Source organism: Rossellomorea sp. DUT-2, from assembly GCF_052665285.1.
In genome coordinates this window covers 581,548-608,524 of sequence record NZ_JBQPEO010000002.1, presented here as the reverse complement: position 1 = coordinate 608,524, position 26,977 = coordinate 581,548, and the positions used below count along the sequence as shown (strand labels likewise).

The following is a 26,977-nucleotide window of genomic DNA, read 5'->3' as shown; positions in this document are numbered from 1 at the left end:
TAATTTTTAGATTGAATTTATATAATATTTGGTTACTCTTTAGGAGGAATTGTTTTGATCACAGAAATCATTCGGTTAAAAGAACAAGGAGTGTCATTCAGGAAAATTGCCAAAGAGCTGAATACGACCGTTGGGAAAGTTCAATATCAATGGGTGAAGTATCAGAAGGCTCAGGGGAATCCTACTGTAAATGTGGGTGCCCCTGTAGAAGTGATTGAGCCGGAAGTACCGAAAAAACGAGTAGGAAGAGCTTCCTTTGGAAGAAAGATGCCTAAGCCCCGTGCGAAAAACCCGCGTGCCACTGAATTATCGATCATGTTCTCTACGTCATCCAGAATCTATTGCTATTGGAATATTACACAAGAATGGATTCGCCATGTGAAAAGCCATTTTAAAATGAATGCTGACCCTCAATCTTTTGTCCTTCGTTTATATGATATTACATCGATTTCCTTTAACGGGCATAATCATCACGCATACTCAGATTCATATGTTCCGCATACAGAGAGTGATTGGTTTGTAAATGGTCTAAAGGAAAACAGAAGCTACTGTATGGAAATTGGATTACGCTTACCGTCCGGTGACTTTGTTGCATTCACACGCTCCAATGTACTACATACCCCAAGAACGTCCCATCATCAGGAGTATCATAGTATGAAAGAGTTATTTGAATATGAGCAAGGATTAATTAAAGAACCGAAATGGGTGGAGCATGTGAGCACCTATTCGTATTATGTAATGAATCAGGAGGAAAAGGCATGAAAGGACTTTCGGCAGTGATGATATATCCACAATTTAACGAAATGGCTTTTTCACAATGTAACGAACGAGAAGATCTACTGACATCCATCCTTCTCGAAAATAGTGCTTTGTTAGATCTTCTGCAGCGTAACGGAGCATCCGCAATACCTGTCGTGATGAACCCTACCCTCTTCTCCCTTTTTATGAGTGAAGAGTTTAAGGAGAAAGCCCACTCAATCATTCAATCCAATCTTCTACAAGCAGAGCCGCATGAAAAGAGTAAATGGCAGCTGATCTATTCTCAGTGGTCGACCCATGACATGAATTTCGTACAAGCCTATAAGAGTCTGGTGGTAGAAGGTAAAGCTACCGTTATTCCTACGACTGTAAGCTCATTTCCACTGACACATTACAGGACTCCGAGGGCGATTGAATCACAGGTGCGTATGAGTACGTTGTTGTATAAGCAGTATTTCCAAATGATTCCGAAGTTTTTCTGGTTACCGCGGGCAGCATATGTTCCTGGAATTGACTTATACCTTACTAAGCAAGGAATCGAATTCACCTTTATTTCCTCCTTCTCGTATGAACATAGTGAAAAAGAGAGGGATAGCGGTGTCATAAGAACACCAAGGGGGTTAAAATTAATACCGGTTTCAGAAGGAAGAATCGGAGCATTAGAAGAGAACGTCGATTCACTCTCCGTTGTTTTCATCGAGGATCATTCTAGCTACGATGAATGGATGAATGGAGAGAGCGCACACTCATTAGAGGAGAAGGTGGAATCTTCTACTGCTCTTTCCAGAGTAGGTTTTGGGTATCTTGGGATGGAGAAGCAGAGCCCGATTCTATCAGACCCGGCCATGAAGAATATCCGAATCATTCATCGTATGGAAGAGAAACTGGACGATCTGTATTCATCTGAAGAACAGACAGAGGTCGCACATCAACTAATGCGGGAATGGGTTGCGAGCATGGAAGGGACGAATATTGAGTCTGGCTTGACGACTATTCACTTTGACAGCTTACTTGATATGGTAACGGGGAGTAAGGTTGATGAACATTTATTCCTTCATCGTAAAAGGGTCGTTCCATTCCCATCTGATGAAATCCTTCAAAAGCTCTTTGCAGGCAATGTAGAAGAGAAAGCAGTGAAAAAGGATTCCGTTCTGGTCCTCTCGTGGGAATACCCGCCGAATATCGTGGGGGGACTCTCGAGGCATGTGTATGACCTGGCTAATAATCTTGTGAAAAAAGGGAAACAGGTGCACGTTCTTACGACTAAAGCAAATGATGCCCTGTCACTTGAGAAAATGGAAGGGGTTACGATTCACCGTGTGCATCCCCTGCATCCCTATGAAGAAGACTTCTTCACTTGGGTATTTGATTTAAATCAGGCGTTCATTCATTACGCTCATGATCTCTTAAAAGATGAAAGAATCACTCATATTCATGCCCATGATTGGATTGTGTCCACTTCAGCAATAAAACTGAAAGAGTACTATTCGATTCCTCTCATAACGACCATTCATGCAACGGAACATGGACGGAATCAGGGGATTTACACAGATTTGCAACACAAGATTCACCGGGAAGAGCAGCTTCTCATTCGTGCATCCGACCATCTTATTGTGTGCAGTGAGCATATGAAAGAGGAGATCAAGAGCCTATTTACTATCGAAGCACCAGTCGCTGTGATACCTAATGGGGTGGAATTGGAGAAACTCGATCAATCCTCTCCTTATAGCTTTGTACAGCCATCCACTCCTTATTTCTTTTCAATCGGACGGATGGTTCATGAGAAAGGGTTCGACACGATTATCAGGGTAGCCTCACAGTTAAAGAGAGAAGGATTCAACATCTCGTTTATCATAGCTGGAAAAGGCCCTATGTTAGAGCATTATCGTCAAATGGTAGCCCATGAAGACCTCGGTGATTGTGTGTCCTTCATCGGATACATTTCTGATAGGGAGCGGAATGATTATTTGAAAAATTGTTTAGCGGTTATTTTCCCTAGCCTTTATGAGCCATTCGGTATTGTTGCCCTGGAGGCGATGGCTTTCCGTAAAGGGGTGGTCGCATCCAATACAGGAGGACTTAAATCAATTGTTAAACATGAACAAACCGGCTTATTATTTGAGCCCAATCATGAACAAAGCCTTTATGGACAATTGGTCTCATTAATTGAAAATCCTTCAAAATCGGAGCAATTAGGGAATCTCGGTTTCAAAATGGCTCAATCCATGTTTAGTTGGGACCGGATCGCTGAACAAACCATCCACGTATACGATGATGTGCTTCTTCAATCAAAAGTAGAAGGCATAAAAAGATGAAGGCCGTGATATTGGCAGGTGGAGAAGGCAAGCGGTTAAGACCCTATACAATGTCGATTGCAAAGCCGATGGTTCCGATTCTGAATAAGCCAATTCTTGAATACAGCATCAACCTCCTCAGGTCATATGGAATTAAAGATATTCTCATCACCACCTGTTACAAAGGCGAGACGATTAAAGACTATTTCGGTGATGGGAAACGGTTCAATGTAAACATTACCTATCTGGAGGAAAAATCCCCCCTTGGAACAGCAGGAGGGGTCTTCCTCGCCAGGCACAGACTTCGTGAACCGTTCCTGGTGTTAAGTGGAGATGCATTCACGAATATTCCAATAGATAAAGTCATTGAATTCCATTATGAGAAAAGAGCGGTAATGACCGTGGTCTCAAAAGAAGTAGAGAATCCAAAAGAATATGGGATTTGTCATACAGACGAAAATCGTAAATTGGTTAATTTTATCGAAAAGCCGGAAGAGTGGGTAGGAAATGAGGTGAACACCGGGGTATATATGTTAGATCCAAGACTGCTTGATCGCTATGCTCACTTAGGAGCGAGGGATTTCGGTCAGGATTTCATTCCTCAACTGCTTACGAACAATGAGGAAGTCTATGTCTTCAAAACAAGTGCCTATTGGAGAGATATCGGAAACCCGGAAGAATATAAATGTGCACGTGATGATCTCATGAGGGGGCAATATTCTCCCCCCTCCTCTATAAAAGGCTCCCACCACTCTAAAGACTTTATAGAGCCTTTTATCACCAGACTTCAAGTATCGTGTCCAAATGGAAAAAAACCCATCGTCCTTGCTAAATTACTGGAAACCGTTCCGTCTTCCTCCAGTCAGAAAGAAATCGTTTTTGATCATAGAGATGGTGGCCGAACGAAAATCATCAGTGATTCAAAAAGAGGATTCATCATTTATTCCAAAGCTGACAGACGGAATCTGGCAAGGGAGCTTGCCAGATATTATGGAAAGAAAATAAAAATCTGGCAAAAGGTGTAGAGGCTAATGAAGGAGAATCCGAATGAAAAGTTCCATATTCAAGGAATAGCCTGGAACAGGAATAATGAATATGTACCCCTTAACTCAGAGAAACTAACCTCTCTTACCGGCATAAGTGTGAAAATTCACGAACATATTGAAGGGTGGGGAGAATCCTTTGCCTTCGAAATGGAAAATACCACAAAGGAAAGCAGACATTTTAAGGTTTTTTTTCTCATTGAATGGCTCGCTTGTAAAGAAGATGGAGTTGGGGTCTTATCATTATCTAAGGATACGTTCTGGAATTACAGTGGTAAACGTGTTGCCATCACGAATATTGTTTCCTGCGCGGGCTCTGTTAAGAAATCCATCTATCCCCTTAATTTAAAAGGTTTACAACTATGGAAAAAATCCCTGAGTAACGGAAGCCTTTACTACTATCCGATCACCAATGGCCTTAATATGATGGTCTATATGTTAGACTTCTCATTCAAGCCTTTTGAAGTGAAACAAGGCAAAGTGTATGCGATTGAAGGTGCTTTTGAAGAAGAGGTTTCAAATTTAAGTGATAGAATAAAAAACGGACTAGCATTTCCGAAAGAAAAATGATATTATAGAAAAGTCGTATGAATAGTAGAAGATGTATATGTTTGGAGGGAAACAATAATGCGTGTAAACATTACTTTGGCTTGCACAGAAACTGGTGAGCGTAACTATATTACAACTAAGAACAAGCGTAACAACCCAGACCGTTTAGAGCTAAAAAAATATTGCCCGAAATTAAAGCGTGTGACTCTTCACCGCGAAACGAAATAAGCAGCCGGATTTTATCCGCTGCTTTTTTTTATGCTCATATCTGTCTCAACATCGCATTTACATAGAGAATCCATTAAAATAATATCTGTATAGTAAGCATGGAGGGATATCTAATATGGGAAAAAAAGAACTGCGGAATCTTCAGCTTCAAAGATTGAAGTCGATCGATCATATATCGTATCAACAAAAGTGTTTCCAAATTGAAAAATTACTCTTTCAGTCTCCTGAGTGGAAAAACAGTACCACTATCGCGGTGACCATTTCAAAGCCTCCGGAAATCAATACGTGGAACATCATCAAACGGGGATGGGAGGAAGGAAAATCCGTAGTAGTCCCGAAATGTTTTCCAAAAAACCGTGATTTGGTCTTCTATGAGCTTCATGATTTCCATCAGCTCGAACCATCCTATTTTGATTTGTATGAACCAGACCCCGACAAGTCATCAGTTGTACATAATGACGCTATTGAAATGATGATCGTTCCTGGTTTGGCTTATACAGAAAATGGATACCGGCTGGGGTTTGGTGGGGGATATTATGACAGGTTACTCTCTAGCTATCCGGGACTGACAATGTCCCTTGCCTTTGTGGAGCAAATGGTCGACACATTGCCAATCGAATCTTTCGACATACCCGTTGGAACGATTTTGACGGAAAAGGGACGGATCGATTGTGGTTCTTGAGTATCTCATTCTTCTCCTTTTTATTTTCTCCATCGCCATAGCAGGGTGGAAAACCAATAATTTAAGTCTCTCAGGCGCTGTAATGGCCATAATGATGGGCCTCGCTATTGGCTATTCATATGGGTTTGAGGGGCTGTTTATTTTAGGCGTGTTCTTCTTATCATCAAGCATATGGTCACGTCTTTTTAAGAAAAGCAAGATAGGGATTGAGGAGCGCTTAGCGAAAACGTCCATCAGGGACTGGCAGCAAGTGTTGGCGAACGGAGGTCCTGCAGCCCTCTTTGCCATATTATTCAGTGTGACGGGAAACGAAGTCTGGACCCTGGCCTTCATTGCGTCAATCGCTGGGGCAAACGCTGATACATGGGCCTCAGAAATAGGTCCTCTCAGTCATAAAATGCCGTTTTCCATAAGAACGTTCAGGAGAGTTCCCAAAGGCACGTCGGGTGCAGTTTCCATCACCGGTACGGTAGCGGCTATATTTGGATCTGCCCTTATCTCAATGGCCTCATTGATCTTGTTGAACGTCGGGGATGTCTCTCTCTTCTTCCTCCTTCTCCTTTCCGGGTTTTTAGGAAACATCTTGGATACAGTACTTGGCGCGTTCATTCAGTTGGAGTACCGTTGTCCGGTCTGCGATCTTCGAACAGAGTCATCCGTTCATTGTGGACATCACACAGAAAAAACGAAAGGGCTTCCTCTCATGAATAATGAGACTGTGAATGCTATGTCGAGTCTTTTTGCAGGATTATTTATGCTCATATTCTATTGACGGTACCGAAAGAAAGTATTGTTTCCTTGTAATTTAGTGGAATAAGCTTCTCTATAATGATCCAAACTACTATCAGGAGGGATCATCATGAACGGATGGACAAAATGGTTAGTGCTGGGCGGTTTGGTTCTTTTTCTAATTCCGAATCGATATCGACTGTTAAATGTATTTCTAGGGAACTTTCTCATTAGAAAATTTGCTGTGAAAGCAGCCATGGGGATACCTGGTATTCGCTCTAAATTCATTCAAGGTGCATTCAGAGGATAACATTGAAAAAGACTGTAAGGGGGAAAATCCCCCTTACAGTCTTTTTTGTTTTACAGGTTAAGAAAAGGTTCGGTATAGTAGGGGTAGAATAGGATTTCTTAAAAAAAGAAAGTAGTGGATGATGTGGATTTACGTTATCATTATTTGTTTTGGAAGATAGCTTATCATCTCGTTGAAGATAAACACTATCGAATTCTTAATCTCTCTCCCAATCAGGATGAAATATGGCTGGAGAATACCGGTAAGAAAGAAGCGAACGTCATTCGACTGGTCCGGAAAGATCTGGATTGGGGAAACTGGGTCAAGCGGGATATGGAATTGACCTCCATGAATGGGGAGAAAATCAGAAAATCCCTTGGGAAAAGGCAACTTCAAATGAAGAATATCTATGTCTCCACTTATCCACCTGTAGATGCAGAGCCGGATTTATTCCAGGAACCCCTGAACAATCAAAGGACATCCGTTCAGCCACTTCTTCTTCATGGTGATCAAAGTGTCGAAACGCTTAGGAATGACCCTTTATTCAATAGCGGGGAATGGGACCTCCCCCCGGAAATATTGGATGCCAATGTAGAGTGGATAAAAAGCATGACCATGACTTCTTCTTCCAAACAGATACAAAAGGAAAGGCAGCTGTTTGAAAAAGGAAAGCCGTTCTTTACCTACTTCTTCATTGCAATCCAATTGATCATGTTCTTCATTCTTGAACTAAATGGTGGAAGCAAGGATCCACAAACACTGATTGAGTTCGGTGCTAAGTACAATCCCCTCATGATTGAAGGAGAGTGGTGGCGCCTTGTAACCCCGATCTTTCTGCATATAGGAATACTGCATTTACTTATGAACACGCTGGCCCTATTTTATCTGGGGATGGCAGTCGAGAAAATGTTCGGACGACTCAGATTCATCTTCATTTATATGATATCGGGAATCACGGGCTCTCTAGCCAGCTTTCTTTTCACATCCAATCTTTCTGCAGGGGCCAGTGGCGCGATCTTCGGCTGTTTCGGTGCACTGCTGTATTTCGGTGTATTATATCCGAAGATTTTCTTTAGAACGATCGGTACCAATATTATTGCGGTGATCCTGTTGAACTTAGTCCTGGGGTTTACACTCCCGGGAATTGATAATGCAGGTCATATAGGTGGATTGGTGGGAGGTTTTCTCGCAGCAGGAATGGTCAGCTTGCCGAATGCTCACCGCCCACTTCGTCAATTGTTATTTCTGACGGGAAGCATCCTACTTGTTGGGGTTCTTGTGTCGAGGGGGATAGGTGCAGATCCAACCTCTTGGGACGTTAACACTGTGAATGGCGTGGCTCAAGAAAAGATTTCCAATCAACAGTGGGAGGAAACGGAAAATATTCTTATCCCGGTGGTTGAAGAAGGCTCACCAAATGCACAGACATATTTCTACTTATCATATGCTGAAATCAAGATGAACAAATTAGCACAAGCGAAAGATCATTTGAGAGCTGCAATCCAGGAAAATGGTGAGTTTCATGAAGCTCACTACAATCTTGCGTTAATTCTGATCGACTCAGGTGACAGAAAGGAAGCTCTTGTTCATGCAAAAAAAGCCTATGAAATAAATAGGCAGGATGAAAAGTATGAAAAACTTTATAAAGAGTTACAGGAGAACACTTAAATGGAAATCTGTTGTTTAAGTAAAGAAGCTTCTCCATTTTTATCAATCAGTAACACGAGAACTTCCTTTCGATCTTTTTTCACTAATATAAGTGGGATGGAACTGTCTATCGACTCAATGACAGAGCCATCCTCTTTTTTAATTCCTAAATAATAGTTTTTATAAAGTCCTTCCCATAGGTTTCCTATAACACGTTCCCATTCTTGCGCGGTAAATCCTTCCAAAGGTTGATCTTCTAATTGAGGGAGTTGAGTTAATGGAAAGGATGTATAGTCTTCCATTGGGATTTTCATGGCTTCGACTGCCTTTTCCCATTGATAGTCCAGCTGTTGGGAAGTCACTTTGTCCAGAATGTTTTTCCATTCTTTTTCTGCATCTGTACCGGGTTGTCGGAAGGCATTTAATGGGCTGAAATTCGAATCAATCACATACAGTGTATCTTCAGACATTTTCTGTGCACTCGTAAAATCTGTTTCCGTTTCATGAATTTCAGAATAGTGGAAAGACACAGCTTCAAGGAGACTACTTTCTTTTCCCTTTATGGTTGATTCCTCAACAATTTGATCGGTGTCCTGTTCCCATTCGTTCATGAGCCCTTTTAGTCTTCCGTTCATAAATAAAAAGCCGACATCCTGACGTAAATAGGCAGGTGTATCAAGCTTTGAAGATACCTTCCAGTTCACCTCATAATGATCATTTTTCTTCTCGGGCTGAAGCATCAGAATGGTAGTGGCAGATTCATAGGAAACATGTTCATTTATCGGAAAAAAAATAATGCTTTCCTCGGTTTGGGGCTTGTAAACATATTGAATCCCAAGAGCAACAATGCACATGATGACAAGAAAGGGCATGGCTTCTTTTAGTCTTTGCTTCATTTCGTTCACTCCAGTAGTATGTCCATTTAGTAAATAGTATGAAGCGCATGATATCAATATGATAGGATGTATGTTTTCTAGTTGCTTTGTCTAGGATGGTAAAGATGGAAATTCATGTAAATGTATTGGGAGTGAAGGCTAATGACAAATCAAAAGAAAAAGCCTGTCTCTACTCAGATTGAAGAAAACACCAATTATCTAAGGGATACCTTAGCAGTAGACAAAAGCTTTGATGTCATTCAATTGGATTTGGAGTATGCTGAGAGAAAAATGGCGATGTTTTTAGTGGATGGCTTTGTTAAAGATGATATTATGCATTATCTGATGAAGCTTTTGTCAGGACTTAGTCCTGAACAATTAGAAGAAGACACGTTAGAAAAATTATTGAAGACGTACATTCCTTACATAGAGATCGAGCAAGTAGATGATCTGAACCAAGTCATCGATTTAGTATTGGCAGGTCCCACAGCCCTTGTGGTGGATGGTATTGACAAGGTCATTATGATTGATGCAAGAACGTATCCAGTCAGAGGACCGCAGGAACCAGATATAGAACGGGTGGTGAGGGGTTCCAGGGACGGGTATGTCGAGACGATTGTGTTCAATACAGCGTTGACAAGAAGGAGAGTTCGCGATCCTTCGCTTCGAATGGAATATATGCAAATTGGGAGAAGATCCAAAACAGATATAGTCGTCAGCTATATTGAAGACATTGCCGATCCAAATTTAGTCCATAAAATCAAAGATGCCCTATCGAAGATCGACACAGATGGTCTTCCCATGGGAGAGAAGACGCTGGAAGAGTTTATTGCCGGGCGCCACTGGAATCCATATCCCATGGTCCGTTATACGGAAAGGCCGGATACAGCAGCTGCGCACTTATATGAAGGACACGTCATTATTATGGTGGACGGCTCACCGAGTGTCTTGATTACACCGACAACTTTTTGGCATCACCTCCAGCATGCAGAAGAATATAGAAATAAGCCTTCAGTTGGAGCCTACTTACGCTTTGTCAGGTTTATCGCTGTGTGGAGTTCGATTTTCTTACTGCCGTTTTATTATCTATTTGCGATTCATCCTGAACTATTGCCGGAAGCAATGAGTTATGTGGGGCCAAATGATGTTGGGGAAGTACCGTTGTTCCTTCAATTTTTAATCATTGAAATCGGAATCGATATTCTAAGGATGGCAGCCATTCATACCCCTTCTTCGTTAGCTACGGCCCTTGGTCTCGTTGCTGCGTTAATGATTGGACAGGTGGCGGTGGAAGTTGGTCTCTTAATTAACGAAGTCATCCTTTACCTGGCCATTGCAGCAATCGGGACGTTTGCCACGCCAAGCTATGAGATGAGCTTAGCCAACCGGTTAGTCAGGATCTTCTTATTGATCTGCACTGCATTATTCGGAGTGTACGGATTTGTGGTGGGTATCCTGCTATGGATTATCATGCTTTCAAGAATGAATTCCTTTGATATTCCGTATATGTGGCCATTTATTCCGTTTAATTTAAGAGCATTCCGTGACGTATTCCTGCGTTCGCCTATGCCGTTGAAAAACAGACGACCGCGGTTCTTACACCCGAAAGATCCCGATCGTTAATATAAGTTGAAGAGATTTCCTTATTGAATATTCCATTAAGGAGGTCTTTTTTTGTTTGTTATTTAGATAGGCTCTGTTCATAATTTTTTCTTGTATCAGTGATTTGCGAACAAAATATTGACCGTTTCTTTCCGCTCCAGGCACTTGCTTTCCGCGGGGAGGAAGTCGAGCCTCCTCGGGCTTCGCCCTGTGGGGTCTCGACTTTTCCTCTATTTCCCGCAGGAGTCAAGTGCCTTCCGCTACAATCCACTCTGTGCTACTACATTCTAACTGTCTATAAATATTGAGAAGCAATCACAAAAATAGCTCATATTGTAAAAAGTTTGTTCATAAAAAGAAACTTCCTACAATACAAAAACACTACAAGGTGGGTTTTAACACCAAATGAAAACGAAGATATATATAATTTGGTGGAACATTGGAAGGCTATTTTCTCGATTGCTAATCATGCCCCAGGGTTTGGAAAGTCGTAACCAAATTCTTAGAAAGGCTGTTTTCATTATAATTGTTTCTCTCACTATTAAACTCTGTCATGAAAAACCTATTAAAGATGGTGAGGGGAACTGCGTAGACTCCTGCGGAAGTACGGGCGTGCCGAGACCCCGGAAGCGAAGCTGAGGAGGCTCGGCCGAACGTCCGCGGAAAGCGGAGCAGTTCCCCTCACCATCCAACACACTCTGGTTGACAAAGTCATAGCTCATCTTTGTAATATAACAACAACCTTCTTGAAAAGAACCTAGAAAGGATATTTGATAGCTGCGTATTGAGAAGATGGTGATTTTCACTTATACTTTAATGTGAATGATAGAAAGCAGGGTGTATGATATGAAAACGATTTATGATATCCAACAGTTATTAAAAAGTTATGGAACCATTATCTATGTTGGGCATCGTCTTTCTGACCTGCAACTAATGGAAGGCGAACTAATAGAACTTTATCAATCCCAGCTGATTGGAACGCGGGATTTTCAAACAGCTTTGTTTTTGTTGCGACATGAAATAGAAATTGAAAAAGAAAAACAGGACAGGTGATAAAGATGACAGAAAAATGGTTGGTTGGTGTAGATTTAGGAGGAACGACGACGAAAATCGCGTTCTTGAATAAGTACGGTGAGCTCTTACATAAATGGGAAATCCCTACTGATAAATCAGAGAACGGCAAAAATATTATTGTAGATATTGCTAAAGCGATTGATAAGAAGCTTGAAGACTTAGATCAATCAAAAGATAAACTGGTAGGAATCGGAATGGGTGCGCCGGGACCTGTCGATATGGCGAAAGGCATTATTTACGAAGCCGTTAATTTAGGATGGGACAAAAATACGCCATTAAAAGATTTACTTGAAATGGAATCAGGTTTATCAGCCGTTATTGATAATGATGCAAACTGCGCAGCACTGGGTGAAATGTGGAAAGGTGCAGGAGACGGAGGGAAGGATATCGTCTGTGTGACCCTTGGAACAGGTGTTGGTGGGGGAGTCATAACCAATGGAGATATCGTGCACGGAGTGAAAGGTGCAGGTGGTGAAATCGGGCATATTACCGTTGTTCCTGAAGGTGGGTTCCAGTGTAACTGTGGAAAGACCGGTTGTTTAGAAACGGTTGCTTCTGCTACTGGAGTCGTTCGTCTCGCAAATGAAAAACTGGATGCGACACCGAAAACGTCTGTTCTGCGAGGGATAAGAGAGTCCCATGGGACAGTCAGTGCAAAGGATATTTTTGATGCAGCAAGAGAGCATGATGAACTTGCCCTTGAAGTCATTGATCAATTAGCCTTCTATTTAGGGTTGTCCCTCGCGAATTTAGGGAATGCCCTGAATCCTGAAAAGATCGTCATCGGTGGAGGAGTTTCCAAAGCGGGTGAGATCTTATTAACCCCGGTCGTAAAATATTTCAAGCAATTCTCATTTCCTACCGTCCGTACTTCAACAAACCTGAGCATTGCTACACTTGGAAATGACGCCGGTGTTATCGGTGCAGCATGGTTGGTAAAGAATAAGATCTGATGAAATAAATTTGCATAATCAGTAGAGAAAGAGCTTTCCTGCAAAGGAGGGTTCTTTTTTCTGTGATTCTACTAAAGATCACGACTAGTCTTTATGACTCAGGGACGAAGGAACCGTTTTTAAAAAATATAGTTATTTTGAAACTTTCAACGGTTTCAATCGTCTAATAGGATGGGTAAGAGAATAAGACTTAAATAATTATTATACATGATTGATGTGAATTGAAGTTTGACGTTTTGTAAAAAAAGTATTAAGATAGGTCAAGGTTGCACGTCTGATATTACCTAATTTTACCATTACAAATATTACATGAATTTGTTACATACGAAGGAACCGTTTGTAGCAAGGAGGTTGATTAAATGAATTTGAAAAAGACACCAAAGGCTTCACTTATTATCATCGCTGCATTGCTCCTTTGGGTTAAAACGTACATTGTCTATAAAACTAGTTTTGATATAAAGATAGAAAATACACTCCAAGAACTTATACTCTTCATCAACCCACTAAGTTTCTTACTATTTATCTTCGGAGTAGGATTACTTCTTAAGAAGGATAAGTCTCGCACCCGCTATATTATCGCTGCAAGCTTCGTCCTTTCGTTTATCCTATATGGAAACGTTGTTTTCTATCGGTTCTTTGATGACTTTTTGACACTCCCCGTCCTGTTTCAAACCAGCAATTTCTCTGATTTAGGTACGAGTGCCAGCGCCATTATGAGCTGGAAGGATTTATTCTACTTTACAGATGTCATTGTGTTAATTCTGTTCATCAAGTTAAAGCCAACATGGTTCTCACTGCAAAACTATAGCAGAGCCAATCGACGTGCGTATTTCCTGGTTGCCACGGCCCTTGTTTTCTTTAACCTTGGCTTGGCAGAATCGGAACGACCACAGCTGCTGACAAGAACGTTCGATCGTGAAATGTTAGTAAAGAATATTGGAACGTATAATTACCATGTGTATGATATTTTCTTACAATCAAAGTCTTCCGCTCAAAGAGCCATGGCAGACGGCAGTGAACTAGCGGATATTGATAACTATGTTCGTGCAAGTTACATCGAACCTGATAAAGAAATGTTTGGTGTGGCAAAGGACAAGAACTTGATCATCGTATCACTTGAATCACTACAGAACTTTGTCATTAATAGCGAAATGAATGGTCAGGAAATTACACCTTTCCTGAATGACTTTATTGGAGAAAGCTATTACTTCGATAATTTCTACCATCAGACTCAGCAAGGGAAAACGTCTGATTCCGAGTTTTTACTCGATAATTCCCTTTACCCATTGAACCGTGGGGCGGTATTCTTCACTCATTCAGGAAATGAGTTTGAATCCATGACGGAAAAGCTTGGAGAAAATGGATACTATACAACCGCTATGCATGCAAATAATAAAAGCTTCTGGAATCGTGACATTATGTATGATTCCTTAGGATATGAACGTTTCTATTCTTTACCCGACTATGAGGTAACGGAAGAAAATTCTGTTAACTGGGGTATGAAGGATATTCCGTTCTTTGAGCAATCTGTTGAGCATATGAAAGAGATGCCTCAACCTTTCAGTACGAAGATGATCACACTGACGAACCATTATCCATTTACACTGGATGAAGAAGATAAGCTTATCGATCCTTATACATCCAATGACGGTACGGTCAATCGTTATTTCCAAACGGTCCGTTACATGGATGAAGCTGTAAAGAACTTCATTACAGACTTAAAGGAATCAGGTTTATATGAAAACTCTGTTATCGTGATGTACGGAGATCACTACGGCATTTCCGAAAATCATAATAAGGCCATGAGCCAATATCTTGGTAAAGAAGTTACACCAGTTGTAAGTACACAGCTTCAAGAGGTGCCTTTAATCATTCATGTTCCTGGACAGGATGGAAAAACCATTTCTAAAGTTTCCGGGCAAATTGACTTAAAACCAACGATTATGCATCTTTTAGGAATCGACACGAAGGAGGATATCCAGTTCGGTTCTGATATGTTCTCCAGTCAGAAAGAAGACCTGGCCATTCTGCGTGACGGTCGATTCATCACTAAGGACTATGTTTTTGCAGGTGAAAAGTGCTGGAATAAAGAATCCGAAGAAACAACGGATATGAAATACTGTGAGCCATACAAAGAGCGTGTAAATGAGGAACTGGAATACTCCGATAAGATCATTAACGGAGACCTTCTCCGCTTTTATGGTGAAAACGAAGACCATGATGAATAAGTAAAAAAGAGCTTGCGAAGAGATTCGCAAGCTTTTTTTGTCATGAATTATAGAACCATTCATACATGTAAGTAAGGACATATGTATAGGGAGGTTCCTTCATGAAAGTGAAAGTTCGTAATGGCGATTCTCTTTGGTACTATAGCCAGCTGTTTTATATTCCAATCCAATTAATTATTGATTCGAACCCTTCCGTTGATCCGAATGGATTGAAGATTGGGACAGAGATAGAACTCCCTGGATTCAGAAAAGAAAGTCATACCATAAATCAAGGAGATACCTTTTGGACGCTTGCCGAGAAGCGGAATATAGGAGTAGACGCTTTACTCCTACTGAACGAAGGAGTTAATCCTAACCATTTACAAATAGGGTCAAGCATTTTTCTACCAGCAAGAGTGGTATATCCAATAGTCAATGGGAAACAAGCCTATAGCTCAGAAACTTTCGAAGAAGATGTGAAAAAATTAAAAGAGGTTTATCCGTTCATCAAATTAAACTCGGTCGGCGAAAGTGTGCTTGGTAAAGACCTCATTGAAATGAGAGTTGGAACAGGAAAGAAAAAGGTTCACATAAATGCATCTTTTCATGCAAATGAATGGATAACCACCTCCATCCTAATGACGTTCATAAATGACTATTTATTATCGTTAACGAATGGAAATCTCATGAGAGGAATTCAAACCCTTCCTATATATGGGGAGGTGACGATATCGTTTGTACCTATGGTTAATCCGGATGGGGTAGATCTCGTCTTGAATGGACCGCCGAAAGACAAGCGAAAAGAATTAATCGAAATCAATCGGGGAAGTTCCGACTTTACTGGCTGGAAAGCTAATATAAGAGGAGTAGACCTGAATAACCAATTCCCAGCCAAATGGGAGGTAGAGAAAGAAAGAAAAGAAGAAAAAGCACCAGCTCCGAGAGATTTCCCAGGATATAAGCCTCTTTCAGAACCTGAAGCAGTCGCTATGGTAAAACTGGCCCGACAGGAAAAGTTCGACCGGCTGCTTGCCCTCCACACTCAAGGGAAGGAATTCTACTGGGGCTATGAGGGCTTGGAGCCGCCGGAAGCTTCTAGGCTTTCAGAAGATTTTAACAGAGTAAGCGGGTATGAATCTGTCAGGTATATAGATAGCTACGCGGGTTACAAGGATTGGTTCATTAAAGATTTCAAGAAAGCGGGGTTTACCATCGAGTTAGGAAAAGGAATAAATCCTCTGCCCCTCTCTCAATTCAACGAAATCTACCAAGACATGCTCGGAATCTTCCTTGTATCCATCTATCGATGGTACTAACAAAAGCGGAGGCGGCTCGCTCAGCCCCGACAAGCATAAGGCGAACCTGCCGGGAAGGCGTTCTTTGCCTTCTTGGCAGGTTTGCCTTATGACCTCGAGGGGCTAGCCGCCGGAGCTGGATGAAACAAAAGCGGAGGCGGCTCGTTCAGCCCCGACAAGACTGTATGAAATTCGACTTATCATAAAAAATGAATCGAAAAATCTTTTGACAGGTTCCATAAATAACTATTGTACAAAGTGAAAATCAGGAGTAAAATAAGTCATCATCCTATTTAAAGAATAACCGATCGTGGTGACCCAAATGGTGTGCGAGTGAACATCTGGTCATCACTTTTTTGAATTTTTGTAATGTTTTTTTAATAATTTTGAAACATTTTCTGCTTTGAAACGTACTAATTAGTATGAAAAGAATGGAGGGAGGGAGAAGGATTATGAATAAGAAAAAGGTAAATGTATTGCTGTTTTTTCTGTTAAGTATTCTGTGGCTGTCAGCTTGTCAAACTGAACAAACTCAAACTTCTCCCCCCGTGAAAGAGAAGACTAAAAACAAGGAAGTCGTTGCAGGAATTCTTGCTCAAGACAGTTTTGTAGAAAACATAGGCTGGCTTTCAGATTCAGAGATTCTATCCGTACAAAATGATGATGATCTATCCTCTTTATATATTTATAATCTCTATGATGGAAGCAATAAGAAAATCTATAGTATTCCTTCGTCATTTGTGAGTGCAAGCATCTCACCCGATAAGAAAAAAATACTCATACATTCTGCACCTGCCTCGTATTCAGCCCGGGTGACGATAATAGACAGGGCAGGAGAGGTGCTATTTCAGGAAAACATCCCATCCTACGAACTGACTCATTCTTGGAACCAGTTTGATGAAAATGCTTTGCTCATGACCAGCTTCAGCGAAGATTGGAGCTTTCAAGTCTTTCATATTGATGTAGAAGAGGGATCAATGGATTCTATTGAAGTAGAGCAGCCATTTGTTCAGTGGCAATCGAAATCCTCCATTCTTTTTCAAGATTGGAATAAGGAAGAAATCAGCGTTGCGGCTCCACTCATATCCCAGAATATTCAGGGTGGTGGGCAGGAAATGATTGTGGATACAAGCGTCCACTTCAATCAATTTAAGGATTCTCTTTTATCTATCTTTTCTCGGGAAGAAGAAGGTCCGTTTACGTATCAATTCATTACTGCAAATGGTGAGGTTCAGTCAGAATTTACAGTAGATCTGTTGAGCCGTTATTCTGATTGGTTAATTCCTCATTATGATATGATAGAAGGGAAGGGTCAGTTGATTACTTTCGTGGCAAATGAACCGGGTTCCTTTGATACTTACTCTGGGACATTCTCATTAGAAGAATGGGATACGGTTTCTGGAGGAGAAAATGTTCTCTTTGAGGATCTGCCATTAGAACCTATTCAGTGTTCACCAAATGGGGACTATTGTTTATATGGAAATCAACTTGAGAAAGTAATCGATTTGACGGACTCAACCATCATTCAACTACTGAAAGAAGAAGGAGCAGATCTATAATGGCAATCGTTGATGTAACAGTCATTCCAATTGGGACGGAATCACCAAGTGTAAGTTCCTATGTAGCGGATTTACATAGAATACTTAAAGAGTATGAGGGAAAAGGGGAAATCCGTTTTCAACTAACTCCGATGAATACCATCATCGAGGGGGATCTTCCCGTTTTGTTTCAGGTCATACAAGACATTCATGAATCACCTTTCCAACAGGGGATCAAACGTGTAGCAACAAATATTCGAATCGATGATCGCCGTGATAAGAAGTCGACAATGGAAGGGAAACTCTCTTCTGTACAGCGTCAACTAGAACAATAATCAACAAATAAGGGGTGGGTATCTTAAAGATACTCACCCCATTGTTTGCTGAACTATGCTTCCTCACTATCCACCAACACTTCGCTTTTGTCAGGATAGGTTTTTTCAATATGCTGTTCTCCCCATGCACAGAGCATATCTAAAGGTCCTTTTAACGACCATCCATACTCCGTTAATTCGTATTCTACTTTCGGGGGAACTTGATTGTAAATAATTCTATTGATGACTCCATCTGCTTCGAGCTCTCTCAGCTGCTGCGTCAGCATTTTCTGAGTGATTCCAGGCATTAGTTTCTTCAATTCACTGGTTCTTCGCTTGCTTTTGATCAAATGACAGAGAATCACAACTTTCCACTTGCCTCCGATGACTTCTAAGGAAGCCTCTACAGGGATATTATATTTTTTCATGAATAAACCTCCGTTCCTGAACCACTCTTTCCATATAGGATAGACCGCTATGTTGGCTATTATCCAGATCGTCTTAAACTTATTTCTATTATAACGTACCCATTTTAAAGGTCTATAGGGTACTTTTTAGTGCCTACATAACCTTCGGGTACCCTAATTAAAAGTAAAAAAGCCTTCCGTTATGAAACGGAAGGCTTTTTTATGATGATTCATTTGTTTAATTAATGCCCACCTGGGTAACCAGAGTGAAGGACAGTCATAATTGTAAACCAACCAAAAACGCCTAATGTTGCCAGTGAGAAAAGAATTCCCATAGCATTCTTGTTTTTGAAAGTGCTTACTACCGCAAACAAAGCTAATAATGTAACCAATGCTGTAATAATTACAAGACCCATTTATATGACCCCTTTCATTAAAATGCGTTTTACTACCTGATAACCATATGTACATAAATGCACTCATTAACATTTTATATTTTTTTCCTCTGTTTGTCGAGGTCAAAAATTTGACACTTCTATGGCGCTCTATCCACCATGTTTTTATGATGTGATAAGTTCTGCTACAATAATAGTATCACATTTGGAGGTGGAGACGTTGCAGTGGAAACAAATTCCGTTAGGACCCTTACAAACCAACTGCTATATTCTATGGAACACAAAAAATGAATGCCTGGTCGTGGATCCGGGTGGAGAAGGGGAGAAGCTGATTCAGTGGTTAGAGAATCATTCGTTAACTCCGTTAGCCATTCTCCTTACTCATGCTCATTTTGATCATATTGGAGCAGTTGATCAAGTACGTGACAATTATAGCATTCCGGTATATGTCCACGAGAAAGAAGCTAAGTGGTTACTGGATCCTGCATTAAACGGGTCACAATTGTTCATGATGGGTGACCTGATCCGACTTAAGCCTGCTGATTACATATTAACAAATGAAAAACATCTGACCATTGGTGATTTTCAGTTGCAGTTATTTGAAACGCCTGGTCATTCACCTGGTAGTATTTCTTATTATGTACAAGAAAGTGGAATTGTATTAGCAGGAGATACGTTATTTATGGGTAGTATCGGGCGTTCCGATTTGCCTGGAGGAAATCATAAAGAGCTGCTGGCAAGCATTCATGAAAAGTTGTTAACGTTACCTGAGACTACGACGGTTCTACCTGGTCACGGTCCGGAAACATCGATTGAAGGTGAGATGGATTCAAATCCATTTTTAAATGGGTTCTAAATTGCACAAAAAAATTCCCTTTAGCTTATGGCTAAAGGGAATTTTTTTTAGTGTCCTCCTGCACCCGGAGTCATCATAAAGGTCGTCCAATAAGTAAATCCAGCAAAGAACACTGTTAAGTAAGCACCGAAAATGTAAATATACATACGTTCGGACAGTTTTAAATAGCTAAGCATAATGAAGAATCCTGTTTGGCCTAAAAAGATTAATGATGTCGTGGTCATATCACCAAGATAGAACATTACAGCAAATATACCAGTCCAAAATCCAAGAACTCTAAACATACGATCCATATGTAACCCTCCTTTGCACCCTAAGTCCATCATTCAATATTATAAATGAATACTACCATAAAAGTAAATATCCGTTTGCTTTTAGTTTGTGACGATTACGTGATATCTACACGTGGAACAGTCATTTATCATATTTTCTTCTTGTTTAAATTCTTCCACAGAGTATAGAGTTTCAAACATACCTTTTAATAACGCGTTGTGTAAACCACATATGAACACGGGTTCCAGCTGAGCATTTTCATTAAAAGGGCAATGATCATAGTGGAACCTGATGGGGTCCGCATCACTGATTGACTCATCTAAAGTAAAGCCGATCGATTTGGCTATTTGTGATAAAACATGCACCTTTTCAGCTTGTGTTACTCCAACTAAGGATAGGTTACGGCTTTCAAGGTAGTGGTCCACCAAGCTTTTACCGTACTCATATCCTGTCTCCACCAAAACCCTGAACCCTTCTTCTCCGAGCTTTGCTAATGAGGCAATGGTGAGATCGCTAAGTAAACGGAAGTCACGAGGAGGAAAGGATAACTGGACGACTTCTTCAGAAGGAATATATCGTTTGCCTGGCCTGCCGCCTTTGCCGGTCTTGACATATTCTGATTGTAAGACTCGAATCTCTTCCAGTTTTGATAGGTGTAGACGGGCAACATTCGGGTGAATATGAAACTTTTCGGCGATGTCTTGAACTGAAAGCTCATGTTTTCTCTCACTAATGTACAAGTAAATGGAATACCGGGTCGGGTCTGACAGGACGCTTGTAACCTTCAGTGTCATATCCATTCAAGGAACACCTCAATTTTGTGGTTAATAACTCTATTATAAGCCTCAAGAAAAAGAATGGATATGAATGGAAAGCCTATTATAGCTTGATTCATTCATTGTTTATAAAAAGTTCACAATTTTCCAAGGGATATTACTATACAAAGGTTATACAACTAATGTACAATATGTTTAACGTATTATGAACATGCAAGCTCAAATTTAAGGAGGTCATGAAAGTGAATAACCTGACATTTTTTACTTATCCAAGCTGTACCTCTTGCCGAAAAGCCAAAAAATGGCTAACTGCCCATTCCGTTGATTTTGATGAAAGACATCTATTCAGAGAGACACCTACCCATAGAGAACTAATGGAGCTACTATCCCTGACCACCGATGGACTTGATGAAATATTGGCTACAAGAAGCCAAACCTTCAAAGACTTAGGCAAAGATGTGAACGATTTACCTCTATCAGAAGTGATTAAATTAATTATTGAAGAGCCAAAACTTCTTCGCAGACCTTTATTAACAGACGGTAAAAAGCTGGTGGTCGGATACAATCCAGAAGGATTACAAAGCCTTGCGAACAAGAACAGACCGTTGAAGAAAAGCAGCTGAATGCATAATGAAAAATAGGATGGATTGAAAACGGCAGGCACTTTTTGAAAAGTGCCTGCCGTTTTCAATGCTTGTCGCCTCTGAACAAGCCGCTTCCGCTTTTCTAATATCTAGCTCCGGCGGCTAGCCCCTCGAGGTCACAACTGAAAAGTCCCATAAGGCAAAAAACGCCTTTTGGGACTTCCCAGTTGTGCTTGTCGGGGCTAAGCAAGCCGCCTCCGCTTTTAATACTGGGCTAGCTGGATTCGAACCAACGCATGTCGCAGTCAAAGTGCGATGCCTTACCGCTTGGCTATAGCCCATTGTCGTCTTTACAAAATATAGTATGGTTGTATTTTGCCATTCTATTCATTTGTATTTTAAAAAAGTTCCTCCAGGATTTTTAAAAGGTTTTTGGAATACACTGACGATAATAACAAGGGTTTGGCTGATATTGATAATGGTAAGGGGAATAGGTGAAATGGGATTGTCGTTGAGATAAATGCCTTTCTGGTTCTAAGCAGCCAGGACCGATGTAAGTACTTGGCTTCACTTTTTCTGTCGTTTTGATCCACTCGGATTCATCCATACAATAATTGTAAGCCATGACGCTTGAAGGGGTGAATTTTAAGATGTCAGAGCCCAATATCACCTCAGGGGTAGATGCATTAAATATGGCTAAAAGGTGAGTTTGATCTTTCGTTGCTTCCTCATAATGCCACCAGCCTTGTGGAACATTTGCCACCTGTCCAGGTGAAATACGGAAATTCAAGACTTCCTTAGTATATGGATTGAGCATGGAAACAACAGCTCCACCAGAAATGCAATAAACTAGTTCAGCTGCGTTCTGATGGTAGTGTGGTTCCACGAAATTATGTTTACTTAAATAGATATCAAGCAGGGAAGAGTTATCCAACGTATTCAACTGATTTACCCCTAAGATATTTATTAGATTTTGATTGTCTTTTTTAAATAAGGGATTTTTATTAACATCAAAAAAGAATTGAGCTTCCGGAGAGGTGTAATCCATGTATTTACTCATGGGATATTGTCACCGCTTTCGATTTTATGATTTCTATTCTTTTTATGTATATGGGCGTGGGGTGATTGTGTGAATGACTGGGTTTGAATTTAGTCGTGGAAGAAATGATTTCAATTATCCTTAAGTATTTGGCGAGAAAAATTTAAAAGAAAAAGAAGGATATTGTAAATTAATGTCGTATATCTTAAGTTAGAAAAACAGAAAGGTGGTGCACATGTATATTTCACTCAGTAGAATCCCTATCGGAAGTGATGATTGGAGAAGCATTCAGCAGTGATGCGACAGATGTTCATGTCATACCCAGAACGAAAGATTACTTGATTCAGTTTAGAAAGCTCGGGGTATTAGTACCGTTCCAGACGATTGATCCGGATCAGGCAGAACGATTGATAGCCCATTTAAAGTTCATGGCTTCCATGGACATTGGAGAAAAACGAAAGCCGCAAAGTGGCTCCTTCAGTCTTACCGTTCGTAATACACCTCTATCTCTCAGAATATCTACCTTACCAACCACTCATTTAAAAGAAAGTCTCGTCATTCGAATACTCCCCCAAAAATATCAAATACCAATCGATAAAATGTCCCTGTATCCTTCATCTGCAAAAAAATTACTCGCACTACTGATGTATTCTCATGGTCTCATTTTATTCACAGGACCGACCGGCAGTGGGAAAACAACGACTTTGTATTCCCTTGTTCACCACTGTTCGGCAGCCTTGAATCGCAATGTGATCACACTGGAAGATCCCGTGGAGAAGATGTATGAGGATATGGTACAAATACAAGTGAATGAAAAAGCCGGGATAACGTATTCCACCGGCTTGAAAGCGATTTTACGACACGACCCGGATATTATCATGGTGGGGGAGATCCGCGATCGGGAAACGGCGGAGATTGCAATAAGGGCGAGCTTAACTGGTCACTCAGTCATATTAAAAGAACCATGCAGATATTTAAGGTTAAATATGTATATGTAACCTAGAAGTATCTTCGACTAAAGGCCGATTTAATGGATGAAGGGTATTGCTGAAAAATAGGAATTATTGGATGATTGCAATTATTATAAAAGGGTTTGAAAAAATTGGGTACACATTGATGGTTTATTATCGTATTTAAAAAACTAATTAAGGAGAAAAAAATTGAGAATACTAGATTGTTCATCAGTTGAAACAACTTTAAAATCTTTATCTGATTTATTTGGAACTAACGAAGAAACTCTGGTTATGTTTATTGATAGCAATAAGGACAGAATTAGCAATATAGATAAATTATGGAAATATAATAATATTTATATAGAAGACGTATTAAAATATTTTAATTTACGTAAAGATGATATTCTTCCTGATAAATTATTTATGTTCCACCTTACTTCTGGGATAGATGAAAGTAGTTTTCAACAAAATGGAATCTTAAATATAGAATCTATAATTAAAAATGATATTTTTTCTTCTTTTTTTGCTGATTCTGGTATTAGTATTCAATATGAGGAAGGGGCACCACCTTTAATTCATTTTATGGGAAAAAGCTTTAAGGATGAGATGCTTTTTCATCGTTTTAATTCAGATAAATGTATAAATGGTTTCTTGATTAAGGAAGATGCTGAAAATAATTCAAATGTAAGACATATAAGAGAATGTCCAGAATTCATATGGGATATTAGCAAAATTATTCATATGCCTGAATTAATTGAAAAATGGAAAGCAAGTGCTAAACCGATGAAACTGTCACTCCTTGTGAACTTTGAGGATATCAATTATTTTAATCCTTCGGAGTATGTACTAAAGGCAATCGAGTATGTTTTATTTAAAAAGACAGGATATTGGGATCCTGATAAAAATTTTATGGTTTTCTTAAATGAAGATGGTTTTGTTTCACCTGAAAATATAACGGAGATAAATGAACTTTAATATACTTAATGCCTTTATTATTTGTAATGTTTTTAACTTGTTTAGGCAAAGAGATATTTATATTATCCTTGGTTAAAATTTCAATAGAAAGGAGACAAAAATGGATTTAACTAGTTTATTAACGACGATTATCTCATCTACTGCTGCACTTGTGGCTATCATTGGTGGATTTCTTGTGAGTCGAGTCATCTCGATTTCCAGTGAGCATAGCGGAATAAAACGAAGGCTTCGTGAAATTAACAATGATATTGGTACTAAAAACGAGTTGATTGATGGGTTGGAAAAGTATCTGTTCGAAGATGATTTAAACGATTTTGTAATCGATGATGATAGTATCGAATTAATGATCCAAGGGAAAGAACTTGAGGATATTGTTCACGAAATAGAATATGATCGTTTGACGATTGATGAACTGAGGCCGTATTTTGAGCAATTGAAAGAGATCAAACAAGAAATGTTCGACAGTGTAGATGAAAAACACCCTGTGTCGACTTTTCAAGAATTTAATTTGCAGCATGGAGAGTTGAAATACCCTGACAGAATACTTTGGTACAAACGTATTTTTGAAGTCATCATAGATATCTTATCGGAACCTAAGTCACCGATAGATTATTTACAGAATTATGAACCAGCAAATTTTTATAAGAGGAATTTACAACCTACTAACAATTACGGAGACAAAGAAAAAGAACGGGACCAGCTGAAGGATGAAGTGAACATCTTGAAGATACAAAAAGAAGAACAAGAGAAGATTCTCGAAGGTTATGGAAGACCAAGGTATGTTATGAGTGGTTTGATAGTCCTTGGCTATGCGACAGTTGTAGGAATATGCTACCCGAGCACTCTGCTTCCATATCTGGAAAACACTTATGATGATGTCGCTACGAAATGGCTTGTTCTAATCTTATTTTTTAGCCTTCTGCTTGCAATATTCAGTTATCTGACCCATGCAATGATAAAACTCGGTAAAACTGGAGAGCGTTAAAAAATTCTACAGATATGTCTAACAAAAAATATAAATATTTTGAGTTCAAGTTCTCAATTTAAGGACAGGCCTGTTGAATAAGTGTGAAACCTCCCAATAGGGAGGTATAATGGAAGAAGAAAATAACAAAACACCTAGACATTTCTAGGTGTTTTGAGCATTTAAATTTAATAAAACTCAACCTCTCTAATCTCCAAACAATCAGGTTTCAACTGATTACTAACCCGGTCAACCACAATCTTTTTGGTGAACATCTGAAGCAACATTTTTTTCTCCAATGCATCAAGCTGATTCCAGTTTGACTTTAAGTCTAGGAGAATTTCTGAAAGGTCTTCAGTGTTCATTTTTTCCCCAGCTGGTTGAAGAGAAGATAGCTGCTTATTTACATCTTCCTCTTTAGTTTTTTCTTCTCCCATTCGAACAGAAAAATCTTCATCACTAATCATTTCGTTTACCCAAGCATATTGCCACTTTTTCTTCCGTTTATCAATTTCATTTAATTCTTTATTTAATAAGTCCATTCTATCTTGGCTATCATCAATCTCATCTTCATAAGTAATGTCTTCTACTATACCTGGATTAATTCTTAATGAGTCTAGATACTTAATGAACTGAGTTTCTATATAACGTTCTGCCATAGATCGTTGATTACATTCTCCAACAACTTTCCTGTTGCAGATATAGCCTCGAGAACGATATTCTTTATTTCCTCTTTTCGAATAACCATGTTTACCGGATAGAGGGGATCCACAGCGTGCACATTTTGCTACACCCGAAAAAATAAATTTACTTGTAGCTGCCCTTGGATGTGATGTACTTCTACTATCTTTAATCCTCTGAACATTCTCAAAAGTTTCTTTCGAAATGATAGGAGGATGAGTATTTTCCACTTCAAAATAATTTTCCTTGTTTACTCTAAAGTTATATCTCATAGTTCCAATGTATAGAGGGTTGGAAAGGATATAGTTCACTCTAAAACCACTCCAAATTGCATCGTTCCTTGTTCGGATATTTAACCGATTTAATTCTACAGCAATTTTAATTGTACTTTTCCCTTTAAGGTAGTAATCAAATATATCTTTTACAATAAGAGCTTCTTCTTTATTGATGGTAAGCGTCTTGTTTTCTTTATCTAAATCGTAACCATATGGAGATCGATTAATTACCCAGTTTCCCTCACGTGCTTTTTGTTCCATACCCATGCGAATTCTTTCCCCGGTGTTTTCTCGTTCCCATTGGGCTAATGCAGCCACTATGGTTATGAACATTCTACCCATTGCAGTGGTCGTATCATATACTTCGGTTGCTGATTTGAACTTGCAATCGTATTTATCGAATGTTTCTAAAATGTTATATAGATCCCGTACGGATCTAGTCAAACGATCCAGTCGATAAACTAAGACACAATCAATCAAGTTTTGCTCAATATGTTTTATCATTCTTTCCAGGTTTGGCCTGTTCGTATCTTTAGCACTGTAGCCATCATCGATATAGATTTCGAATATATCCCATCCCTGGGATACACAGTAAGCTTTTAAACGGTCTGTCTGTGCTCGAATAGAGTAGCCCTCGGATGCTTGTTCAGTGGTACTAACACGGACATATACTGCTGCTTTCATATAACCACTTCCTTTAAAACTAAAATACTTGTAAATT

The 26,977-nt window shown here is 39.7% G+C and carries 27 protein-coding genes, 1 tRNA gene and 1 pseudogene; 21 read left to right on the top strand and 8 right to left on the bottom strand.

The annotated features are described in order from the left end of the window. Positions 1-54 precede the first annotated feature (54 nt). The 9 genes from ACOSV2_RS08885 to ACOSV2_RS08845 all read left to right on the top strand — a co-directional run bounded on the left by ACOSV2_RS08885 (position 55) and on the right by ACOSV2_RS08845 (position 8,241). Positions 55-762, top strand: a complete 708-nt coding sequence (locus tag ACOSV2_RS08885) for a DUF4912 domain-containing protein (protein WP_428974799.1) — start codon at positions 55-57, stop codon at positions 760-762. Further along, a complete protein-coding gene (locus ACOSV2_RS08880) occupies positions 759-3,074 on the top strand; it encodes a glycosyltransferase family 4 protein (RefSeq protein WP_428974798.1) in 2,316 nt (771 codons plus the stop codon). Before ACOSV2_RS08885 ends, ACOSV2_RS08880 begins: the two co-directional genes overlap by 4 nt. Continuing rightward, on the top strand, positions 3,071-4,078 hold the full coding sequence (locus ACOSV2_RS08875) for a nucleotidyltransferase family protein (RefSeq protein WP_428974797.1): 1,008 nt from the start codon (positions 3,071-3,073) through the stop codon (positions 4,076-4,078). Before ACOSV2_RS08880 ends, ACOSV2_RS08875 begins: the two co-directional genes overlap by 4 nt. A gap of 6 nt (positions 4,079-4,084) precedes the next feature. Beyond that, entirely contained in the window at positions 4,085-4,666 is a 582-nt protein-coding gene (locus ACOSV2_RS08870) for a hypothetical protein (RefSeq protein WP_428974796.1), read from the top strand. A 57-nt stretch (positions 4,667-4,723) separates the two neighbouring features. Further along, positions 4,724-4,873 carry a 50S ribosomal protein L33 gene (rpmG, locus tag ACOSV2_RS08865; protein ID WP_064091498.1) on the top strand — a complete coding sequence of 50 codons (150 nt, stop codon included), beginning with the start codon at positions 4,724-4,726 and terminating at the stop codon, positions 4,871-4,873. A gap of 115 nt (positions 4,874-4,988) precedes the next feature. Beyond that, on the top strand, positions 4,989-5,555 hold the full coding sequence (locus tag ACOSV2_RS08860) for a 5-formyltetrahydrofolate cyclo-ligase (protein WP_428974795.1): 567 nt from the start codon (positions 4,989-4,991) through the stop codon (positions 5,553-5,555). Next, the gene (locus ACOSV2_RS08855) at positions 5,545-6,327 is read left to right on the top strand and encodes a DUF92 domain-containing protein (RefSeq protein WP_428974794.1); all 783 of its coding nucleotides are present in this window, start codon (positions 5,545-5,547) and stop codon (positions 6,325-6,327) included. Before ACOSV2_RS08860 ends, ACOSV2_RS08855 begins: the two co-directional genes overlap by 11 nt. Positions 6,328-6,414: 87 nt before the next feature. Continuing rightward, the gene (locus ACOSV2_RS08850) at positions 6,415-6,594 is read left to right on the top strand and encodes a hypothetical protein (protein ID WP_113970508.1); all 180 of its coding nucleotides are present in this window, start codon (positions 6,415-6,417) and stop codon (positions 6,592-6,594) included. Between the two features lie 123 nt (positions 6,595-6,717). Next, the gene (locus ACOSV2_RS08845) at positions 6,718-8,241 is read left to right on the top strand and encodes a rhomboid family intramembrane serine protease (protein WP_428974793.1); all 1,524 of its coding nucleotides are present in this window, start codon (positions 6,718-6,720) and stop codon (positions 8,239-8,241) included. Here the strand turns inward: ACOSV2_RS08845 and ACOSV2_RS08840 are convergent. Next, positions 8,238-9,116, bottom strand: coding sequence for a hypothetical protein (locus tag ACOSV2_RS08840; RefSeq protein WP_428974792.1), 879 nt, complete (start codon positions 9,114-9,116; stop codon positions 8,238-8,240). The genes ACOSV2_RS08845 and ACOSV2_RS08840 overlap by 4 nt on opposite strands. Positions 9,117-9,257: 141 nt before the next feature. Here ACOSV2_RS08840 and ACOSV2_RS08835 point away from each other — a divergent pair, with 141 nt between their 5' ends. From ACOSV2_RS08835 to ACOSV2_RS08805, 7 genes are all read left to right on the top strand, one after another. Beyond that, positions 9,258-10,718, top strand: coding sequence for a spore germination protein (locus tag ACOSV2_RS08835; protein ID WP_397552194.1), 1,461 nt, complete (start codon positions 9,258-9,260; stop codon positions 10,716-10,718). An 825-nt stretch (positions 10,719-11,543) separates the two neighbouring features. Then, complete coding sequence (locus ACOSV2_RS08830; protein ID WP_428974791.1) at positions 11,544-11,750, top strand: YqgQ family protein; 207 nt, start codon at positions 11,544-11,546, stop codon at positions 11,748-11,750. A 5-nt stretch (positions 11,751-11,755) separates the two neighbouring features. After that, on the top strand, positions 11,756-12,724 hold the full coding sequence (locus ACOSV2_RS08825; RefSeq protein WP_428974790.1) for an ROK family glucokinase: 969 nt from the start codon (positions 11,756-11,758) through the stop codon (positions 12,722-12,724). Positions 12,725-13,083: 359 nt separating this feature from the next. Then, on the top strand, positions 13,084-14,952 hold the full coding sequence (locus ACOSV2_RS08820) for an LTA synthase family protein (RefSeq protein ID WP_428974789.1): 1,869 nt from the start codon (positions 13,084-13,086) through the stop codon (positions 14,950-14,952). A 101-nt stretch (positions 14,953-15,053) separates the two neighbouring features. After that, positions 15,054-16,247: a M14 family metallopeptidase gene (locus ACOSV2_RS08815; protein ID WP_428974788.1), complete on the top strand. Its 1,194-nt coding sequence runs from the start codon at positions 15,054-15,056 to the stop codon at positions 16,245-16,247. Positions 16,248-16,678: 431 nt separating this feature from the next. Continuing rightward, positions 16,679-17,785, top strand: a complete 1,107-nt coding sequence (locus tag ACOSV2_RS08810; RefSeq protein WP_428974787.1) for a YqgU-like beta propeller domain-containing protein — start codon at positions 16,679-16,681, stop codon at positions 17,783-17,785. Continuing rightward, a complete protein-coding gene (locus ACOSV2_RS08805; RefSeq protein ID WP_428974786.1) occupies positions 17,785-18,099 on the top strand; it encodes an MTH1187 family thiamine-binding protein in 315 nt (104 codons plus the stop codon). Before ACOSV2_RS08810 ends, ACOSV2_RS08805 begins: the two co-directional genes overlap by 1 nt. A 53-nt stretch (positions 18,100-18,152) precedes the next feature. On the opposite strand, the gene ACOSV2_RS08800 is transcribed toward ACOSV2_RS08805, so the two are convergent. Continuing rightward, positions 18,153-18,506: a winged helix-turn-helix transcriptional regulator gene (locus ACOSV2_RS08800; protein ID WP_113970497.1), complete on the bottom strand. Its 354-nt coding sequence runs from the start codon at positions 18,504-18,506 to the stop codon at positions 18,153-18,155. A gap of 221 nt (positions 18,507-18,727) precedes the next feature. Then, entirely contained in the window at positions 18,728-18,901 is a 174-nt protein-coding gene (locus tag ACOSV2_RS08795) for a DUF2759 domain-containing protein (RefSeq protein ID WP_148969664.1), read from the bottom strand. Between the two features lie 199 nt (positions 18,902-19,100). Here ACOSV2_RS08795 and ACOSV2_RS08790 point away from each other — a divergent pair, with 199 nt between their 5' ends. Next, positions 19,101-19,736, top strand: coding sequence for an MBL fold metallo-hydrolase (locus ACOSV2_RS08790; protein ID WP_428974785.1), 636 nt, complete (start codon positions 19,101-19,103; stop codon positions 19,734-19,736). Positions 19,737-19,783: 47 nt separating this feature from the next. Here the strand turns inward: ACOSV2_RS08790 and ACOSV2_RS08785 are convergent, their stop codons facing one another. Both ACOSV2_RS08785 and ACOSV2_RS08780 read right to left on the bottom strand, forming a co-directional pair. Continuing rightward, positions 19,784-20,029 carry a DUF2626 domain-containing protein gene (locus tag ACOSV2_RS08785; RefSeq protein ID WP_113970494.1) on the bottom strand — a complete coding sequence of 82 codons (246 nt, stop codon included), beginning with the start codon at positions 20,027-20,029 and terminating at the stop codon, positions 19,784-19,786. Positions 20,030-20,110: 81 nt separating this feature from the next. Continuing rightward, a complete protein-coding gene (locus ACOSV2_RS08780) occupies positions 20,111-20,809 on the bottom strand; it encodes a helix-turn-helix transcriptional regulator (RefSeq protein WP_428974784.1) in 699 nt (232 codons plus the stop codon). A 218-nt stretch (positions 20,810-21,027) separates the two neighbouring features. Between ACOSV2_RS08780 and ACOSV2_RS08775 the strand changes: the two genes are divergently transcribed. Further along, positions 21,028-21,408 (top strand): Spx/MgsR family RNA polymerase-binding regulatory protein, encoded by a 381-nt coding sequence (locus tag ACOSV2_RS08775; RefSeq protein ID WP_397553401.1) that lies wholly within the window; start codon positions 21,028-21,030, stop codon positions 21,406-21,408. Between the two features lie 230 nt (positions 21,409-21,638). Here the strand turns inward: ACOSV2_RS08775 and ACOSV2_RS08770 are convergent. Beyond that, a tRNA-Gln gene (locus ACOSV2_RS08770) sits at positions 21,639-21,710 on the bottom strand. A gap of 80 nt (positions 21,711-21,790) precedes the next feature. Next, entirely contained in the window at positions 21,791-22,429 is a 639-nt protein-coding gene (locus ACOSV2_RS08765; protein WP_428974783.1) for a cupin domain-containing protein, read from the bottom strand. Between the two features lie 218 nt (positions 22,430-22,647). On the opposite strand from ACOSV2_RS08765, the pseudogene ACOSV2_RS08760 reads away from it, so the two are divergent. From ACOSV2_RS08760 to ACOSV2_RS08750, 3 genes and pseudogenes are all read left to right on the top strand, one after another. Then, positions 22,648-23,361, top strand: a pseudogene (locus ACOSV2_RS08760) (ATPase, T2SS/T4P/T4SS family); the annotation flags it as partial. Between the two features lie 207 nt (positions 23,362-23,568). Further along, positions 23,569-24,336 (top strand): hypothetical protein, encoded by a 768-nt coding sequence (locus ACOSV2_RS08755; RefSeq protein ID WP_428974782.1) that lies wholly within the window; start codon positions 23,569-23,571, stop codon positions 24,334-24,336. A 100-nt stretch (positions 24,337-24,436) separates the two neighbouring features. Beyond that, on the top strand, positions 24,437-25,321 hold the full coding sequence (locus tag ACOSV2_RS08750) for a hypothetical protein (RefSeq protein WP_428974781.1): 885 nt from the start codon (positions 24,437-24,439) through the stop codon (positions 25,319-25,321). Between the two features lie 167 nt (positions 25,322-25,488). On the opposite strand, the gene ACOSV2_RS08745 is transcribed toward ACOSV2_RS08750, so the two are convergent. After that, positions 25,489-26,940 carry a recombinase family protein gene (locus ACOSV2_RS08745; RefSeq protein WP_428974780.1) on the bottom strand — a complete coding sequence of 484 codons (1,452 nt, stop codon included), beginning with the start codon at positions 26,938-26,940 and terminating at the stop codon, positions 25,489-25,491. Between the last annotated feature and the right edge of the window lie 37 nt (positions 26,941-26,977).